A 15802-nucleotide genomic window follows, 5' to 3' on the forward strand; every position below is an offset into this window, starting at 1 on the left:
GGGGGGGGGGCCCCCCCCCCCCCCCGGGGGGGGGGGGCGCCCCCCCCCCCCCCCCCTCCACCTGACGCCCGCCGCCGCGCCCGAAGGCCCGGTGCTGGCGGTTGAGCGCCTTGATCTGCGCCCGGTCGAGCTTGGCCTGCTCCCGCCGGCGGATCCGGTTCTGCTCCTTCTCCCGCCGGTCCTCCCGGACCTCGTCCACGGCCTCGTCCAGGGTCCGCACGCCCTCCAGGAGCATCAGCGACCAGGCGGCGAAGGTCTCCCGCGGAGCCCTTATCCAGCGCACGATCCGGATCTGCGGCAGCGGGCGGGGCACCAGGCCCTGCTCGCGCAGCGCCGCCCGGCGGGTCTGCTTCAGCGCCCGGTCGAAGAGGACCGCCGCCGACAGGGACATCCCCGCGAAGAACTGCGGGGCCCCGTCGTGGCCCAGGCCGCGCGGCGCGTGCACCCAGTTGAACCAGGCCGCCGCGCCCGCGAAGAGCCAGACCAGGAGACGGGAGCCGAGGGCCGCGTCGCCGTGGCTGGCCTCGCGGACGGCGAGCACCGAACAGAACATCGCGGCGCCGTCGAGGCCGAACGGGACCAGGTACTCCCAGCCGCCGGTCAGGTTGAGGTTCTGCCGGCCGAAGCCGACGAGCCCGTGGAAGGAGAGCGCCGCCGCGACCGCGGCGCAGCAGAACAGCAGCCCGTACGAGGCGAATCCGTAGATGGCCTCCTTGCGTCGGCGCCGCTCCTCGCTGCGCTCCCAGGAGTCCTCGGCCGCGGCCTGGTCACCGGCGCGCTTCCCGCGCGCGAGCACCGCCACCGCCGTCAGGACTCCGGCCACCATCACGCCGCCCGGAAGCAGCCAGTCCAGCGATATGTCGGTCAGTCTCATGCGGTGTCCCTCGCATCGCAGTGGGGCGTTTGGCCGCCCATACTGTCCGACCGATCGGTGGGCTCACGGGGTTTCGGGGCAAGAGCACGCCAACGGGGGCTCAGGGCATACGAATAGGTACCTTCTGCTCGAACACCTCTCAGTGGGACTGGAGTTGTGTTCGATTCGCGTCACTCGTGAGGGTGGTGTGAGGCGCCTGGGGCGGCGGACGGCTCAGGCGGTCGCCGTGAGTCGCCGGACCCGGTCGGCGTCACAGGTGCGCGGACACGTGAGACAGGTGTCCTCGGGGCGCAGCGTGTAGAAGAAGCAGCAGGCGGCCCGGTCCCGGGTGGCGCGCGGGGTGCCGTCCGGCCCCTCGGCCCCGGGCAGCGGGCGGAACCCGGCGCCGCCCGCGTACGGCTTCTCCGGCCTGCCGCCGGTCCCCGGCAGCAGCTCCTCCAGCTCGGCCGTCGCCCGCTCCTCCTCGCCGAGCAGGGCGCCGATGTACCAGAGGCTCTCCACGATCTCGTCCGTCACCATCCCCCACAGGGCGCGCTTCCCGCGCCGCATCCGCGGGCCGAAGCCGGTGAGCAGGGCCTCGAAGTGCTCGGCGAGCGAGGCGCGCACCTCGGCGCGCAGGGCGTCCTCGTCGGCGACCACCCGGGCGCCGGGCAGCGTGGCGGCGGGGTCGCCCGGCAGGCAGGCGAACTCCTCGACCCGGACCGCCATCCGGCCCAGCGCGCGCTGGAAGGACACGGCGCCGACGGGGAGGCGGGGGACCCGGCGGTGCAGGAACCAGGGGACGGTCACCAGGAGGCAGGCGGGCCAGGCGTAGCGGTGCAGCCCGAAGCTCGCGACGACGTCGGGGCGGGCCTGCCGGCCGTAGTCCCGCAGCACCTGCGCGTTGTCCCAGGCGAGGAAGGCGTCCAGGGCGGCCCCGCCGGCGGCGAGCTCCTCGGCGCGGACCCAGCCGGCGCCGCTCGGCAGCCGCGCGTCCCCGGCGGTCTCCTCCACGCGCAGGCCGGGGAACACCTCGGTGAGCCGGGCGTACGCGGCCGCGACGGGCGAGGCGAGCGGGGAAGGCAGCAGAGCGGGGACGGTCATGCGGACCACCGAATCGCGATCGTTAGCAGGTTAGCCTTACCTTACCCGAAACGGCATCGCGTCTCACCACCTGCGGACCCCTTCCCACCTGCGCCGCACGGGCGCGGTCCCGCGGAACGGTCCGTTCGCCTATGGTGCACAGGGGACCCCGGTATCGCGAGCCGGGCCCGGCACGAGGCCGCAGGAGGACCCGGGTGGAGCAGGGCGCAGCGCGCGAGCGGGCGACGGAAGGGTCGTCCGTGCGATTCGGCGACCCCGGGAACGGGCGGCCGGACGCCGCGTACGGAGCCGCCCGGGACACCGCCCGCGTCCCGGAACAGGCCCGGAGCGAGCAGGCCCGCGGCGAGCACACCCACGGCGAGGCCCCGTACGTCTTCCCCGGCGACGGCCCCCGCACCGTGCGGCGCCACTCCGTCCGGGGCCAGATCCTCGACGCCCTGCGGACCGCCCTCGTGGCCGGCGAACTGAGCCCCGGCGAGGTGTACTCCGCCCCCGTCCTCGGCGAACGCTTCGGCGTCTCCGCGACGCCCGTCCGCGAGGCCATGCAGCGCCTCGCCGCCGAGGGCGCCGTCGAGGTCGTCCCCAACCGCGGCTTCCGCGTGATCGTCCGCACCCCCCGCGAGCTGGCCGAGCTGGCCGAGGTGCGGGCGCTGATCGAGGTCCCGGTCATGCTCCGGCTGGCCCGCACCGTCCCGGCCGACCGCTGGACCGCGCTGCGCCCGCTCGCCGAGGCCACCGGCGCCGCCGCGGCCCGCGGCGACCGCGCCCACTACGCCGAGACCGACCGCGCCTTCCACCGCGCGGTCCTCGCCCTCGCCGGCAACGAACAGCTCCTGTCCATCGCCGACGACCTCCACCGCCGCTCCCAGTGGCCGCTCCTCAGCGCCCCGGTCCCGCGCCACGCGGACCTCGTCGCCGACGCCGCCGAACACACCGCGCTCCTCGACGCCCTGGCCGCCCAGGACCTCCCGGTCGTCGAGGAGCTGGTCCGCGAACACTTCACCGGCGCGAACGGCTGACGAACCGCCCCCGTCGGGCCGACCGGATCAGGACGATCGCGGCGGGCCACGGCCCGAGGACGTGACATCCGCCCCCGGGGAGACCGGTCCCGCGACGGGCGGTCTGCCCGGGCCCCGCGCCCACTAAGGTCGTGGGCGACAGCCGCCCGCACCGCGCCGCCCGTGAGGTTGCCCCATGCCGTCCGCGATCCCGTCCCCGCCGGACGGACGCCGACCCTCCATCGGTACGCAACCCGAGGCCGCCGCCCTGCTCGGCTGGCTCACCGACCCCGACGCACCCCGCCTGTGCGTGGTCACCGGCGCCCCCGGCAGCGGCAAGACCGCCCTGCTCGGCTGGCTCGCGGCGCACGAGACCCGGGCCCGGCGCGGCCGGACCAGGACCGACCGGATCCTCGTGCCGCTCGCCGGGCAGAGCGCCCTCGGCGTCGCCTGGACCCTCGCGAACCGGCTCGGCGTGGTCGCCAGGACACCGGCCGACCTCGTCCACACCCTCGCCACCAGCGAGGCCCGCCGCACCGGCCGGACCGTGCTCCTCCTCACCGACCTGCACGCCGCCGCCGAACCGGAGGCCGTCGCCGACCTGCTCACCGGGCTCGCCGAGGTCGGGCGGATCCGGCTCGTGGTGGAGGCCCGCACCGGCACCCGGCCGCCCCGGGCCGCCCGGACCACCGTGGTCGACCTCGACGGGGACGCCGGACCCGAGCCCGTCCCGCCCGCCCCGCCGCTCCCCGACCTCTCCGATCCCGCCGCCGTCTGCGCCGCCGACCCGCTCCTCGTCACCACCGGGTACGCGACGGCCTCCGCCGACGACCACGGCGGGCTGCGCGACGCCTGGCTGCGGGCCGGGCAGGCGGTGTGCGCGGCGGACGGCCCGGCCGGCCGGGCGCGGGTGCTGCTGACCGCGCTCGGCGACGGCGCCGACCCCCGGCTGCGGCCCGCCCTCGCCGAGCGGGCGGCGCCCGCGCCGTGGCGGCTGCGGTGGGCCCGTCACCGGGGCGACGTCACCCCGCCGTGGCCGGGCCCGGTCGCGGTGCTGGGGGCGACGGCCGGTGGGCCCTCGGCCGATCTGGTGCTGGTCGGCGACCGCACCGGCACCGTCCGGTTGCTGCGGGAGGCGGACGCCTCCGGCGCGGGGCGGCTCGCCCACCGGGCCGGCGGCCGGATCACCGCCCTCGCGCCCACCGCCGACGGGACGGTGCTGCTGCTCGACGAGCGCGGCCGGCTGCACACCGTACGGGGCACGGCGCCGCGCCCGCCCTATCTGGAGCGGCTCACCGAGGCCGTCTCCACCACCCTGTCCCGGCACCCGGGCACGGCGCTCGCGGCCATCGCGGGCTCGGTGGTGGTGGGGGACCGGCTCGGCTCGGTGCACGCCTTCGGCGTCAACGGCCTCCACCAGGCCGCCTCGCACAGCGGCCGGGTCACCGCCGTGACCGCCGTCGAGTCCGGGACCCCGTTCGTCTGCTCGGGCGGCGCCGACGGCACCGTACGGCTCTGGACGCCGGGACGCCCGCCGGTCGCCGAACCGCTCGCGGAGCGCCGGGCGCCGGTGGTCGCCCTGCACGCGGCCCCCACCCCCGGCGGCCCGCTCGTCGCGGCCGCCTGGGCCGACGGGCGGGTGGAGCTGATCCCCACGGAGGGCGGTCGGCGGCGCGCCTTCCGGCCCGGCCCGGCGGTCCGCGCCGTCGCCGTCACGGCCACCGGGGCCCTCCTCGTCGGCACCGACGAGAGCCTCGTCTGCCTGGAGCCGCACGGAAAGTGACGGACCCTCAAGAAGGCTCTACGGAGCCTCACATGGCGGTGCGCGGGGTCAACTGGCCCGCCAGCCAGGTCGGTACGCCGCCGAGGAGGCGGAAGAGGCGGCGGGCCTCGGCGCGCAGCCGGCCCGCCTCCGGCTCCGTCTCCGTGTCGGCCAGCGCCGTCAGCGCCGGAGCCGTACCCACCAGATAGCCCAACTCCTCCCGGATCCGCAGCGATTCGGCGAAGCCGTGGCGGGCCTCGGCCAGCTCGCCCTCGCGCAGCGCGAGGCCGGCGAGATGGCGCCAGGTGGAGGAGAGCAGCAGCGAGTCGCCCTGCGCGGTGGCCCCGGCGTGCGCGCGGCGGTACGCGGCCCGCGCCGCCTGCGGGGAGTCGCCCAGGTTCTGCGCCATCAGCCCGCGCCGGTAGTCGAGCAGCGGACGGCCCCGCTCGGAGGGGGCGATCAGCGCCGCCGCCCGGCCCAGCGCCATCCGGGCCTCGTCGGCCCGGTCGCGGACGCCCAACAGCGTGGAGGCGTAGGCGAGATAGCCGCGTTCGCAGGCCGCCGCCCCGCGTTCCTCGTCGCTGCTCGCGACCGCCTCGGCGGCGCGCAGCGCCTCCTCGGCCTCGGCCCAGCCCTGTTCGGTGTAGAGGCAGCGCTCGATCAGCAGCGCGGCCCGTTCGAGCGCCGCGGCCGGTTCGTGGACGCGGGGGGCGAGCAGCGCCGCCGCGTCGGCCCAGCAGCCGCGGGAGCGGAGCCGCCATATGGCGGTCTCCACCGGAGTCTCCTTGCCGTAGGCGAGGGACGGACGTGCGCCGCCCCCTGATTCGGAACCAGACATGGCGGTGTCCGCCACATTGCCCTCCCCGAGCGCGCCGTCGAGCTGTTGAGTAGGACGGCATCTCAGCATGAACGGACGTACCCGGCCAAGGGGTCGGGTGAAAAATTTCACAAAGCCGCGGGGCAGCCGTGACGCCCCGCCGGAACCGGGTCCGGCGGGGCGTCGGAGGGCCCTGAGGCCCGTGATCACGGCGGTGATCAGGGAGAGCGGTGGTGCGGCGGGCGGACCGGGAGGAGCGACCCGAGGGGCCTTCCGCCACCCCTCCAGACTCAACCGAAGGAGTGAATTCCGGATCTTCCGGGGCGGCCCGTCAGCTCATCCGCAAGGCCAGGAAGAAGTCGAGCTTGTCCTCCAGGCGGGAGAGGTCGCGGCCGGTCAGCTGCTCGATCCGGCCGACCCGGTACCGCAGCGTGTTCACGTGCAGGTGCAGCCGGGTCGCGCAGCGCGTCCAGGAGCCGTCGCAGTCCAGGAACGCCTCCAGCGTCGGGATCAGCTCCGCGCGGTGGCGCCGGTCGTAGTCCCGCAGCGGGTCGAGCAGCCGGGCCGTGAAGGCGCGCCGCACGTCGTCCGGGACGAAGGGCAGCAGCAGGACGTGCGAGGCCAGCTCGTGGTGGCCGGCCGCGCAGACCCGGCCGGGGCGGGCCGCGGCCACCCGGCGGGCGTGCCGGGCCTCCTCCAGGGCGCCGCGCAGCCCCTCCGCCGAGTGCACGGCGGCGGAGACGCCGAGGGTCAGCCGCCCGTCGTCGGCGAGGCCGGCCGAGAGCGGAGCCCGTACCGCGGCGAGCAGGGCGTCGGCGTGCAGGCCCAGGGCGGGCGCCGGGCCGTCGTCCTCGCTCTCCGGGATCGGCCCCGCGGCCAGCGGCACCAGGGCGATGGCCTCGTCGCCGGTGTGGGCGACGGCGATCCGGTCGGCGGACTCGGCGCCGACGGTCGCCGGGTCGACCAGGATCTCCTCCAGGAGCGCCTGGGTGACCGGGCCGGGCTCCACCGGGGACTGGCCGCCCTCCTGGTCCCACTCGACGCGGGCGACGACGACCTGCCAGTGCGGGGCGGCGCCGAGGCCGGGCAGCAGCACCGGGGCGGCGACCCGCAGCCGGGCGGCGATCTCGGCGGGCGCGGCGCCCGTCTGCACCAGCTCCAGCACCTCCTGGGCGAGCCGGCGGCGCACCGTACGGGCCGCGTCGCGCCGGTCGCGCTCCACCGAGATCAGCTGGGTGACGCCCTGGAGCAGGTCGAGCCGGGCGGCCGGCCAGTCCCCGGCGTCCGCCTCGACGGCGAGCAGCCAGTCGGAGAGCACGGTCTCCCGGACGTCCCGGGCGGCGGGCGCGGCGGCCCGGGACGTGTTCCGGATCGGGAAGAGCGAGTACGTGGTGCCCTGCACGGTCAGCCGGTGCGGGCCGCGCCGGCCGGTGCGGGTGGCGGCCAGGTGCTCGCCCGCCAGGCCGGCCGCGAGGGCCGGTTCCAGCGGCTCGCCGGCCCCCGCGATCTGCCGTCCGGTGGGGGAGAGGACCCAGGCGCGCAGGTCCAGGTCGGAGCCGAGCAGATCGAGGACGGCCTCCGGGCCGCCGCCCGCCGGGCCCGAGGTCATCAGACGCCTGTGCCGGTCCACGACGGCGGCCAGGTCGCCGGCCCGCTCGCCGGACACCTGTCGAACAACGTGCTCGGTGATCGTCGCGAACGCAACGGACTCGTTGACCGCGAAGAGCGGCAGCCGGTGGCGCGAACACGCCTGTACGAGATCGTCGGGGATGTCGCCCAGCTCGGCCTCGCCGGCCGCCAGCGCGGCCACCCCGGCCTGGCTGAGGATCCGGACGAAGGGCTCGGCCTCGGCCGGCTCCCGCAGCCAGGCCAGGCCGGTGAGGACCAGCTCGCCGCCGGACAGGTACCTGCTGGGATCCTTGAGGTCCGTGGTCATCACGCCGCGGACGGAGCGGTCCAGCTCGTCCTCGCCGCCCAGCAGGCGCAGCCCGAGCGCGTCGTTCTCCAGCAGTGCGCGCAGCCGCATCGTGTCGCCGCCGTTCCTTCGAGTGGGTGGTGGGGTTGTCGCGTATTCGACGGTGGGGTCGTTCGGGTGGTGTCGCTGTTTCCAGGGGGAAACGGCGAGGTATCCGTTCCCCGTCTTTCGTTCGAATCTACAAGACGTGCCGGGGCACCGGCCAACTCCTTCATGTTTTCGGTGACTGCACCCCGGCCACCGTGGCTTGTGTACTAGGCCACACACCGCGTGAACAGGACATGAACACCGAAGTCGAGGGCCGAACGCCCCCCGGGATCCAGTCGTCCGGCCCCGATCACCAGAATCACTAGAAGAGAGCCACCATGGACTTCCTTCGCCCCGCCAGCTGGGAGGAGGCGCTCGCCGCCAAGGCCGAGCACCCCACGGCCGTGCCCATCGCCGGCGGTACCGACGTCATGGTCGAGATCAACTTCGACCACCGGCGCCCCGAGTACCTGCTGGACCTGAACCGCATCGAGCTGCTGCGCGAGTGGGAGGTCGGCGAGGAGAACGTCCGACTCGGCGCTTCCGTTCCGTACACGCAGATCATGGAGAACCTGCGGGCCGAGCTGCCGGGCCTGGCGCTCGCCTCGCACACGGTCGCCTCCCCGCAGATCCGCAACCGCGGCGGCGTCGGCGGCAACCTCGGCACCGCCTCCCCGGCCGGTGACGCCCACCCCGCCCTCCTCGCCGCCGGCGCCGAGGTCGAGGTCGAGTCGCAGGCCCGCGGCAGCCGCTTCATCCCGATCGACGAGTTCTACACCGGCGTGAAGCGCAACGCGCTCCAGCCCGACGAGCTCATCAAGACCGTCCACATCAAGAAGGCGGACGGCCCCCAGCAGTACTCCAAGGTCGGCACCCGCAACGCGATGGTCATCGCCGTCTGCGCCTTCGGCCTGGCGCTGCACCCGGAGACCCGCACCGTGCGCACCGGCATCGGCTCGGCCGCGCCCACCCCGATCCGCGCCAAGGAGGCCGAGAACTTCCTGAACGCGGCCCTGGAGGAGGGCGGCTTCTGGGAGAGCGGCAAGATCATCACCCCGTCGATCGCGAAGCAGTTCGCCGACCTCTGCTCGGGCGCCGCCAACCCGATCGACGACGTCCGTGGCACCGCGAAGTACCGCCGCCACGCCGTCGGAATCATGGCCCGCCGCCAGCTCGGCTGGACCTGGGAGCAGTACCGCGGCGCCGGCCGCACGCTTGAGGGAGCTGCCTGATCATGCGCGTCAATTTCACGGTCAACGGTCGTCCGCAGGAAGCCGACGACGTCTGGGAGGGCGAGTCCCTCCTCTACGTGCTCCGCGAGCGGCTGGGCCTGCCGGGCTCCAAGAACGCCTGCGAGCAGGGCGAGTGCGGCTCCTGCACGGTCCGCCTCGACGGCGTGCCGGTCTGCTCCTGTCTGGTCGCGGCCGGCCAGGTCGAGGGCCGCGAGGTCGTCACCGTCGAGGGCCTCGCCGACTTCGCCAAGGAGCGCGAGGCACAGGGCGGTTGCGCCTCCGGCGCCTGCGGCACCCCGCTCGACGAGGCCAAGCGGTGGGAGGCCAAGCCCGCGCAGGACTCGCAGACCGGCGAGGGCGTCGAACTGAGCCCCATCCAGCAGGCGTTCATCGACGCCGGCGCCGTCCAGTGCGGCTTCTGCACCCCCGGCCTGCTGGTCGCCGCCGACGAGATGCTGGAGCGCAACCCGTCCCCGACGGACGCGGACATCCGCGAGGCGCTCTCCGGCAACCTCTGCCGCTGCACCGGTTACGAGAAGATCCTCGACGCGGTCCGCCTCGCGGCCGCCCGTCAGGAGCGTCAGGGAGAGGCGGTCTGATCATGGCTGGCACCACCACGGGCATCCCCCGCGACGTCACCCAGAACCACGTCCGGGGCGGCGTCGGCGAGTCCACCCTCCGCCCCGACGGCACCCTGAAGGTCACCGGCGAGTTCGCCTACTCCTCGGACATGTGGCACGAGGACATGCTGTGGGGGCAGGTCCTGCGCTCCACCGTCGCGCACGCCGAGATCGTGTCCATCGACACCTCCGAGGCCCTCGCGATGGACGGCGTCTACGCCGTCATGACCCACGAGGACCTCCCCGCCGCCAAGAACTACGGCATGGAGTTCCAGGACACCCCCGTCCTGGCCTACGGCAAGGTCCGCCACCACGGCGAGCCGGTCGCCCTCGTGGCCGCCGACCACCCGGAGACCGCCCGCCGCGCCGCCGCCAAGATCGTGATCGAGTACCGGGAGCTCCCGGTCATCACGGACGAGGCGTCGGCCACCGCCCCGGACGCGATCCTGGTCCACGAGGGCCGCGACGACCACCACTCCGGTCACGTCCCGCACCCCAACATCGTGCACCGCCAGCCGATCATCCGCGGCAACGCCGCCGAGGCCGCCAAGCGCGCCGACGTCATCGTCAAGGGCGAGTACACCTTCGGCATGCAGGACCAGGCGTTCCTCGGCCCCGAGTCCGGCCTCGCCGTACCCGCCGAGGACGGCGGCGTCGACCTGTACGTCGCCACCCAGTGGCTGCACTCGGACCTCAAGCAGATCGCCCCCTGCCTCGGCCTGCCCGAGGACAAGGTCCGGATGACCATGGCCGGCATCGGCGGCGCCTTCGGCGGCCGCGAGGACATCTCCATGCAGATCCTCGCCTCGCTGCTCGCGCTGCGCACCGGCAAGCCGGTCAAGATGGTCTACAACCGGTACGAGTCCTTCTTCGGCCACGTCCACCGGCACCCCGCGAAGCTGTACTACGAGCACGGCGCCACCAAGGACGGCAAGCTCACGCACGTGAAGTGCAAGATCGTCCTCGACGGCGGCGCGTACGCGTCGTCCACGGCGTCGGTCGTCGGCAACGCCTCCTCCCTCTCGATCGGCCCGTACGTCGTCGAGGACGTCGAGATCGAGGCGATCGGCCTCTACACCAACAACCCGCCCTGCGGCGCCATGCGCGGCTTCGGCGCGGTCCAGGCGTGCTTCGCCTACGAGGCCCAGATGGACAAGCTCGCCGCCAAGCTGGGCATGGACCCGGTGGAGCTGCGCCAGCTGAACGCCATGGAGCAGGGCACGGTCATGCCGACCGGCCAGATCGTGGACTCGCCGGCGCCGGTCGCCGAGCTGCTCCGCATGGTCAAGGCCCGCCCGATGCCGCCGGAGCGCCAGTGGGAGACCGCCGGCGAGGGCGCGGACGTCCGCGCGCTGCCGGGCGGCCTCTCCAACACCTCGCACGGCGAGGGCGTCGTCCGCGGTGTCGGCTACGCGGTCGGCATCAAGAACGTCGGCTTCTCCGAGGGCTTCGACGACTACTCCACCGCCAAGATCCGCCTGGAGGTCGTCAACGGCGAGCCGGTCGCGATGGTCCACACCGCCGCGGCGGAGGTCGGCCAGGGCGGCGTCACCATCCACGCGCAGATCGCCCGCACCGAGCTCGGCGTCCAGCAGGTCACCATCCACCCCGCCGACACCCAGGTGGGCTCGGCCGGTTCGACCTCCGCGGGCCGCCAGACGTACATGACCGGCGGCGCCATCAAGAACTCCTGCGAGCTCGTCCGCGAGAAGGTCCTGGAGATCGGCCGGCGCAAGTTCGGCTCGTACCACCCGGCGTGGGCCAACGCCGAACTCCTCCTGGAGGGCGGCAAGGTCGTCACCGACAACGGCGAGGCCCTCGCCTCGATCGCGGACGTCCTGGAGGACCAGGCCGTGGAGGTCGAGGAGGAGTGGCGGCACCGCCCGACCCAGGCGTTCGACCTCGTCACCGGCCAGGGCGACGGACACGTCCAGTACGCCTTCGCCGCGCACCGCGCGGTGGTGGAGGTCGACACCGAGCTCGGTCTCGTCAAGGTCATCGAGCTGGCCTGCGCCCAGGACGTCGGCAAGGCGGTCAACCCGCTCTCCGTGGTCGGCCAGATCCAGGGCGGCACCACCCAGGGCCTGGGCGTCGCGGTGATGGAGGAGATCATCGTCGACCCGAAGACCGCGAAGGTGCGCAACCCCTCCTTCACGGACTACCTGATCCCCACCATCCTCGACACGCCGACCATCCCGGTCGACTACCTCGAACTGGCCGACCCCAACGCGCCGTACGGCGTCCGGGGCATCGGCGAGGCCCCGACCCTGTCGTCCACCCCGGCCGTCCTCGCGGCGATCCGGGCGGCGACCGGGCTGGAGCTGAACAAGACGCCGGTCCGCCCCGAGGCGCTCACCGGCACCCTGTAGGACCCTCCGGGCGGTGTGCGCCTCCCAGGAACGTCACACGTCCCTCCCCGCCCGCACCGCCCGGAGCGCAGTACCCCCCCCCGCAGTACCGCAGCACCCGAAGTACCCGCAGTACCCCGTTCGTCTCGGGCCGTCCCCCGGGTCGTGCAGCCAACGAAATATCCCAAATCCCGCAGCTTCACGTCAGAGCTTCCGAAGTCTGATGCGGGTGCCCCTTTGAACCTTGGGAGTAGGCCCCATGACCCAGTCGTCTGTGGAGCCGAAGACCGCCGCGGAGGACGCGGGCTCCGGCTCGCGCAACCCCGCCGGACGGTCTTGGCTCGACCGGTACTTTCACATCTCGGAGAGAGGATCCTCCGTCGGCACGGAGATCCGCGGTGGCGTCACCACCTTCATGGCGATGGCGTACATCCTCCTGCTCAACCCGATCCTCCTCGGAGGCCCGGACGTCGAGAAGAACGTCCTCGCCTCCTCCGCGGTCATCACCGCGACCGCCTTCGCGGCGGCGGTGACCACCCTGCTGATGGGCTTCGTCGGCAAGGTGCCGCTCGTCCTCGCGGCGGGACTCAGCGTCTCCGGTGTGCTCGCCACCCAGGTCGTGCCCCAGATGACCTGGCCCCAGGCGATGGGCATGTGCGTCGTCTACGGTGTGGTGATCTGTCTCCTGGTGGTCACCGGCCTCCGCGAGATGATCATGAACGCCATCCCGCTGCCGCTCAAGCACGGCATCACCATCGGCATCGGCCTCTTCATCGCCCTGATCGGCTTCAACAAGGCCGGCTTCGTCGGCGCCGGCCCGCAGTTCGGCCCGCCCGTCACGCTCGGCGCCGGCGGTGAGCTGGTCGGCTGGCCCGTCCTGATCTTCGCCGTCACCCTGCTCGCGATCTTCGCCCTCCAGGCCCGCAAGGTCCCGGGCGCGATCCTCATCGGCATCGTCGCCGGCACCGTCATCTCGCTGATCGTCAACGCCGTCGCCGACATCCCCGCCAAGGGCCCCGGCTCCTGGGCCAACGGCTCCCCGGAGCTCAAGGGCAGCGCGGTCTCCACCCCGGACTTCTCGCTCTTCGGCGACGTCTCCTTCGGCGGCTGGGGCGACGTCGGCTACATCACCGTCGGCGTGATCGTCTTCACCCTGGTGCTCGCCGGCTTCTTCGACGCCATGGCCACCATCATCGGCGTCGGCACCGAGGCCGACCTGGCCGACGACAAGGGCCGGATGCCCGGCCTGTCCAAGGCGCTGTTCATCGACGGCGCGGGCGGCGCGATCGGCGGCGTCTCCGGCGCCTCCGGCCAGACCGTCTTCGTGGAGTCCGCCACCGGCGTCGGCGAGGGCGCCCGGACCGGCTTCTCCTCGGTGATCACCGGCCTGTTCTTCGCGGCCTGCCTCTTCTTCACGCCGATCACCCAGATCGTGCCCCGCGAGGTCGGATCCGCCGCGCTGGTCGTCATCGGCGCGATGATGATGATGAACGCCAAGCACGTGAACTGGGGCGACAGCTCCGTCGCCATCCCGGTCTTCCTGACCGTGGTGCTGATGCCGTTCACGTACAGCATCACCCCGGGCGTCGCGGCCGGCGTCATCGCCTACACCGTCATCAAGGTGGCGCAGGGCAAGGCGCGCGAGGTCGGTGCGTTCATGTGGTGCCTGACCGCGATCTTCATCGTGTTCTTCGCCCTTCACCCCATCGAGGGCTGGCTGGGCGTCAGCTGACGCCCCCGCCCTCCCCACACCGCCAAGGAGACCGACATGCTGGACATCGCCGAAGAGCTGCACCGGTGGGTCGAGCAGGGACGCGACTTCGCCGTGGCCACCGTGGTGGCCGTCGGCGGCAGCGCGCCCCGGCAGCCCGGCGCCGCCCTCGCCGTCGACAGCGAGGGCACCGCGATCGGCTCGGTCTCCGGCGGGTGCGTGGAGGGCGCGGTGTACGAGCTGTGCCGGACGGCGCTGGACGACGGCGAGGTCGTCGTCGAGCGGTTCGGCTACAGCGACGAGGACGCCTTCGCGGTCGGCCTGACCTGCGGAGGCATCATCGACATCCTCGTCACCCCGGTCCGCGGCGGGGTCTTCCCCGCCGCCCTGGCCGCCGCCGTCTCGGGGGAGGCGGCGGCCCTCGCCCGGATCGTCTCCGGCCCCGCGGAGCTGCTCGGCCAGGCGCTCCTGGTCCACCCGGACGGCTCGTACGAGGGGAGGCTCGGCGGCCACCCGGAGCTGGACCGCACCGCCGCCGCCGAGGCCCGCGCCCTGCTGGACGCCGGCCGCACCGGCACGGTGGAGATCGGCGAGGACGGCAGCCGCTGCGGACAGCCGCTGACGCTGCTCGTGGAGTCCTCCGTCCCGGCCCCCCGCATGATCGTCTTCGGTGCCATCGACTTCGCGTCCGCCCTCGTCCGGGTCGGCAAGTTCCTCGGCTACCACGTCACCGTCTGCGACGCCCGGCCCGTCTTCGCGACGCGGCTCCGCTTCCCCGAGGCGGACGAGATCGTCGTCGCATGGCCCCACCGCTACCTGGAGTCGACCGAGGTCGACGCCCGGACCGTGCTGTGCGTCCTCACCCACGACGCCAAGTTCGACGTCCCCCTCCTCCAGGCCGCGCTCCGGCTTCCCGTCGCCTACGTCGGCGCGATGGGCTCCCGCCGCACCCACGAGGACCGCAACGAGCGGCTCCGAGAGGTCGGCGTCACCGAACTCGAACTGGCCCGGCTGCGCTCGCCGATCGGCCTCGACCTCGGCGCCCGCACCCCCGAGGAGACGGCCCTGTCGATCGGCGCGGAGATCGTCGCCAACCGGCGCGGCGGCAGCGGCGCCTCCCTCACCGGCGCCCACACCCCGATCCACCACGACGGCCCGGACGCCCCGGTCGCGGGCCGCATAGGGTCCGTCGCCTAGGCGACAGCGAAGGACGCGCCTTAGCCGCGCACCCAGGCGTACGACGGGGCTCCGGCCTGCTCGGTCGGCAGGCCCAGGGGGCCGTCGGCGTCCCGGACGCCGCGGAAGACCTTCGGCTCGGCGGCCAGGGCGCCGTCGAGGCCCACGGTGACCGACAGGGCGTGCCGGCCCACGCAGCGCGGGCGTTCGCCCTCGGGGCGGTCGCAGAACAGGACCCAGCCGCCGACCCGGTCGACGCGGCCCGGGAGCAGCTTCCACACGCCGACGTACTCGCCGGCCACCGCCTCCGGCGATCCGCCCCCGGTCCGCAGCCACCGCTCGGACGCCGCCCGCGCGGCGGCCGCGAAGCGCTGCCGCTCGGCGAACGGCTGGGCGAGGTGCACCTCGCCCGAATCCGGGTCGACGCCGTCCGGGCCGGCCCGGAACACCACCCGGTGGTACGTCCCCCGGGTCAGCGCGGCCAGCCGCTTGCCGGCGGTGAGCCGCATCAGGGACGGCTGCCCGGCGTCGTCGGGGAGCCGGTCCAGGACGTCCGGCGGGGCCACCTTCACGGCGAGGTGGGCGGGTGCGGTGTCGCCGCGCACGCGGGACCAGCGGTCCAGGCACACCCCGACGGACGCCACCAGCGTGCGGGCGGTGCCCGCGTCCAGGCGCGCGGAGATCCACGGCCCGGTGCCGTCGGCGGACAGGCCGTGGACCTCGTACCCGCAGGCCCGGAACTCCCGCCGCATCGCCCGGAACCCGTCGGCGCCCCGCCGGGCGTCGGCGAGCGCGGCGGTCAGCCGGTCGTCGCAGGACCGTCCCCCGCAGTCGTCCTTCTCGGCGTCCACCCGCAGGCGGACCACGGCGTCGGCGTCGTCCTTGATCCGGAAGCTCACCTCGGCGCCGCCGTCCTGAGGGAAGAGCGACCGGGTGTCCACCACCTCCAGCTGCCCCGGCGCGACGCGCTCCGCGATCTCCACCGCGCGCTGCCGGTCGTCGCGGGTCGAGAAGGTCCCGCACCCCGCGACCCCGACGCCCGCGACGACCAGCGCGACCGCGGCCGCCACCCGCCGCCCGACGCCGCCCCGTGACCACCCCATCAGCCCCACCCCCGCCGTCGTGTCCTGTCCCGACGGTAGGCCCGGGGCGGCCGGCCCCGCGTGAGTAGCGGTACTC

The 15802-nt window shown here is 74.3% G+C and carries 12 protein-coding genes; 7 read left to right on the forward strand and 5 right to left on the reverse strand.

The window, feature by feature from the left end:
- Positions 1-874: DUF2637 domain-containing protein (locus ACFW1I_RS34630; protein WP_384677451.1), on the reverse strand; the 874-nt coding region annotated here is incomplete at its 3' end.
- Between the two features lie 213 nt (positions 875-1087).
- Positions 1088-1957, reverse strand: a complete 870-nt coding sequence (locus tag ACFW1I_RS34635) for a (2Fe-2S)-binding protein (protein ID WP_384677453.1) — start codon at positions 1955-1957, stop codon at positions 1088-1090.
- A gap of 194 nt (positions 1958-2151) precedes the next feature.
- Between ACFW1I_RS34635 and ACFW1I_RS34640 the strand changes: the two genes are divergently transcribed.
- Both ACFW1I_RS34640 and ACFW1I_RS34645 read left to right on the forward strand, forming a co-directional pair.
- Complete coding sequence (locus tag ACFW1I_RS34640) at positions 2152-2976, forward strand: GntR family transcriptional regulator (RefSeq protein ID WP_384677455.1); 825 nt, start codon at positions 2152-2154, stop codon at positions 2974-2976.
- Positions 2977-3151: 175 nt separating this feature from the next.
- Positions 3152-4738 carry a hypothetical protein gene (locus tag ACFW1I_RS34645; RefSeq protein ID WP_384677457.1) on the forward strand — a complete coding sequence of 529 codons (1587 nt, stop codon included), beginning with the start codon at positions 3152-3154 and terminating at the stop codon, positions 4736-4738.
- 28 nt (positions 4739-4766) lie between these two features.
- Here ACFW1I_RS34645 and ACFW1I_RS34650 read toward each other — a convergent pair whose 3' ends face one another.
- Both ACFW1I_RS34650 and ACFW1I_RS34655 read right to left on the reverse strand, forming a co-directional pair.
- On the reverse strand, positions 4767-5570 hold the full coding sequence (locus tag ACFW1I_RS34650; protein ID WP_384677458.1) for a hypothetical protein: 804 nt from the start codon (positions 5568-5570) through the stop codon (positions 4767-4769).
- Positions 5571-5865: 295 nt separating this feature from the next.
- A complete protein-coding gene (locus ACFW1I_RS34655; protein ID WP_384677460.1) occupies positions 5866-7560 on the reverse strand; it encodes a PucR family transcriptional regulator in 1695 nt (564 codons plus the stop codon).
- A gap of 314 nt (positions 7561-7874) precedes the next feature.
- On the opposite strand from ACFW1I_RS34655, the gene ACFW1I_RS34660 reads away from it, so the two are divergent.
- The 5 genes from ACFW1I_RS34660 to ACFW1I_RS34680 all read left to right on the forward strand — a co-directional run bounded on the left by ACFW1I_RS34660 (position 7875) and on the right by ACFW1I_RS34680 (position 14644).
- Positions 7875-8768: a xanthine dehydrogenase family protein subunit M gene (locus tag ACFW1I_RS34660; RefSeq protein WP_031005159.1), complete on the forward strand. Its 894-nt coding sequence runs from the start codon at positions 7875-7877 to the stop codon at positions 8766-8768.
- Positions 8769-8770: 2 nt separating this feature from the next.
- The gene (locus tag ACFW1I_RS34665; RefSeq protein ID WP_384677462.1) at positions 8771-9367 is read left to right on the forward strand and encodes a (2Fe-2S)-binding protein; all 597 of its coding nucleotides are present in this window, start codon (positions 8771-8773) and stop codon (positions 9365-9367) included.
- A 2-nt stretch (positions 9368-9369) separates the two neighbouring features.
- Positions 9370-11757 (forward strand): xanthine dehydrogenase family protein molybdopterin-binding subunit, encoded by a 2388-nt coding sequence (locus ACFW1I_RS34670; RefSeq protein WP_384677464.1) that lies wholly within the window; start codon positions 9370-9372, stop codon positions 11755-11757.
- A 238-nt stretch (positions 11758-11995) separates the two neighbouring features.
- On the forward strand, positions 11996-13468 hold the full coding sequence (locus ACFW1I_RS34675) for an NCS2 family permease (RefSeq protein WP_384677466.1): 1473 nt from the start codon (positions 11996-11998) through the stop codon (positions 13466-13468).
- Between the two features lie 36 nt (positions 13469-13504).
- Positions 13505-14644 (forward strand): XdhC family protein, encoded by a 1140-nt coding sequence (locus ACFW1I_RS34680; protein WP_384677468.1) that lies wholly within the window; start codon positions 13505-13507, stop codon positions 14642-14644.
- A gap of 20 nt (positions 14645-14664) precedes the next feature.
- On the opposite strand, the gene ACFW1I_RS34685 is transcribed toward ACFW1I_RS34680, so the two are convergent.
- A complete protein-coding gene (locus ACFW1I_RS34685) occupies positions 14665-15726 on the reverse strand; it encodes an SCO7460 family lipoprotein (protein ID WP_384677470.1) in 1062 nt (353 codons plus the stop codon).
- Between the last annotated feature and the right edge of the window lie 76 nt (positions 15727-15802).

The organism is Streptomyces sp. NPDC058955 (genome assembly GCF_042741435.1).
Classification (GTDB): Bacteria; Actinomycetota; Actinomycetes; order Streptomycetales; family Streptomycetaceae; genus Streptomyces.

Excerpts from the sequence above, each read along its gene's own strand:
- ACFW1I_RS34635 (WP_384677453.1), bottom strand. The coding sequence starts at position 1,957 with ATGACCGTCCCCGCTCTGCTGCCTTCCCCGCTCGCCTCGCCCGTCGCG.
- ACFW1I_RS34645 (WP_384677457.1), top strand. The coding sequence starts at position 3,152 with ATGCCGTCCGCGATCCCGTCCCCGCCGGACGGACGCCGACCCTCCATC.
- ACFW1I_RS34655 (WP_384677460.1), bottom strand. The coding sequence starts at position 7,560 with ATGCGGCTGCGCGCACTGCTGGAGAACGACGCGCTCGGGCTGCGCCTG.
- ACFW1I_RS34660 (WP_031005159.1), top strand. The coding sequence starts at position 7,875 with ATGGACTTCCTTCGCCCCGCCAGCTGGGAGGAGGCGCTCGCCGCCAAG.
- ACFW1I_RS34665 (WP_384677462.1), top strand. The coding sequence starts at position 8,771 with ATGCGCGTCAATTTCACGGTCAACGGTCGTCCGCAGGAAGCCGACGAC.
- ACFW1I_RS34670 (WP_384677464.1), top strand. The coding sequence starts at position 9,370 with ATGGCTGGCACCACCACGGGCATCCCCCGCGACGTCACCCAGAACCAC.
- ACFW1I_RS34675 (WP_384677466.1), top strand. The coding sequence starts at position 11,996 with ATGACCCAGTCGTCTGTGGAGCCGAAGACCGCCGCGGAGGACGCGGGC.
- ACFW1I_RS34680 (WP_384677468.1), top strand. The coding sequence starts at position 13,505 with ATGCTGGACATCGCCGAAGAGCTGCACCGGTGGGTCGAGCAGGGACGC.
- ACFW1I_RS34685 (WP_384677470.1), bottom strand. The coding sequence starts at position 15,726 with ATGGGGTGGTCACGGGGCGGCGTCGGGCGGCGGGTGGCGGCCGCGGTC.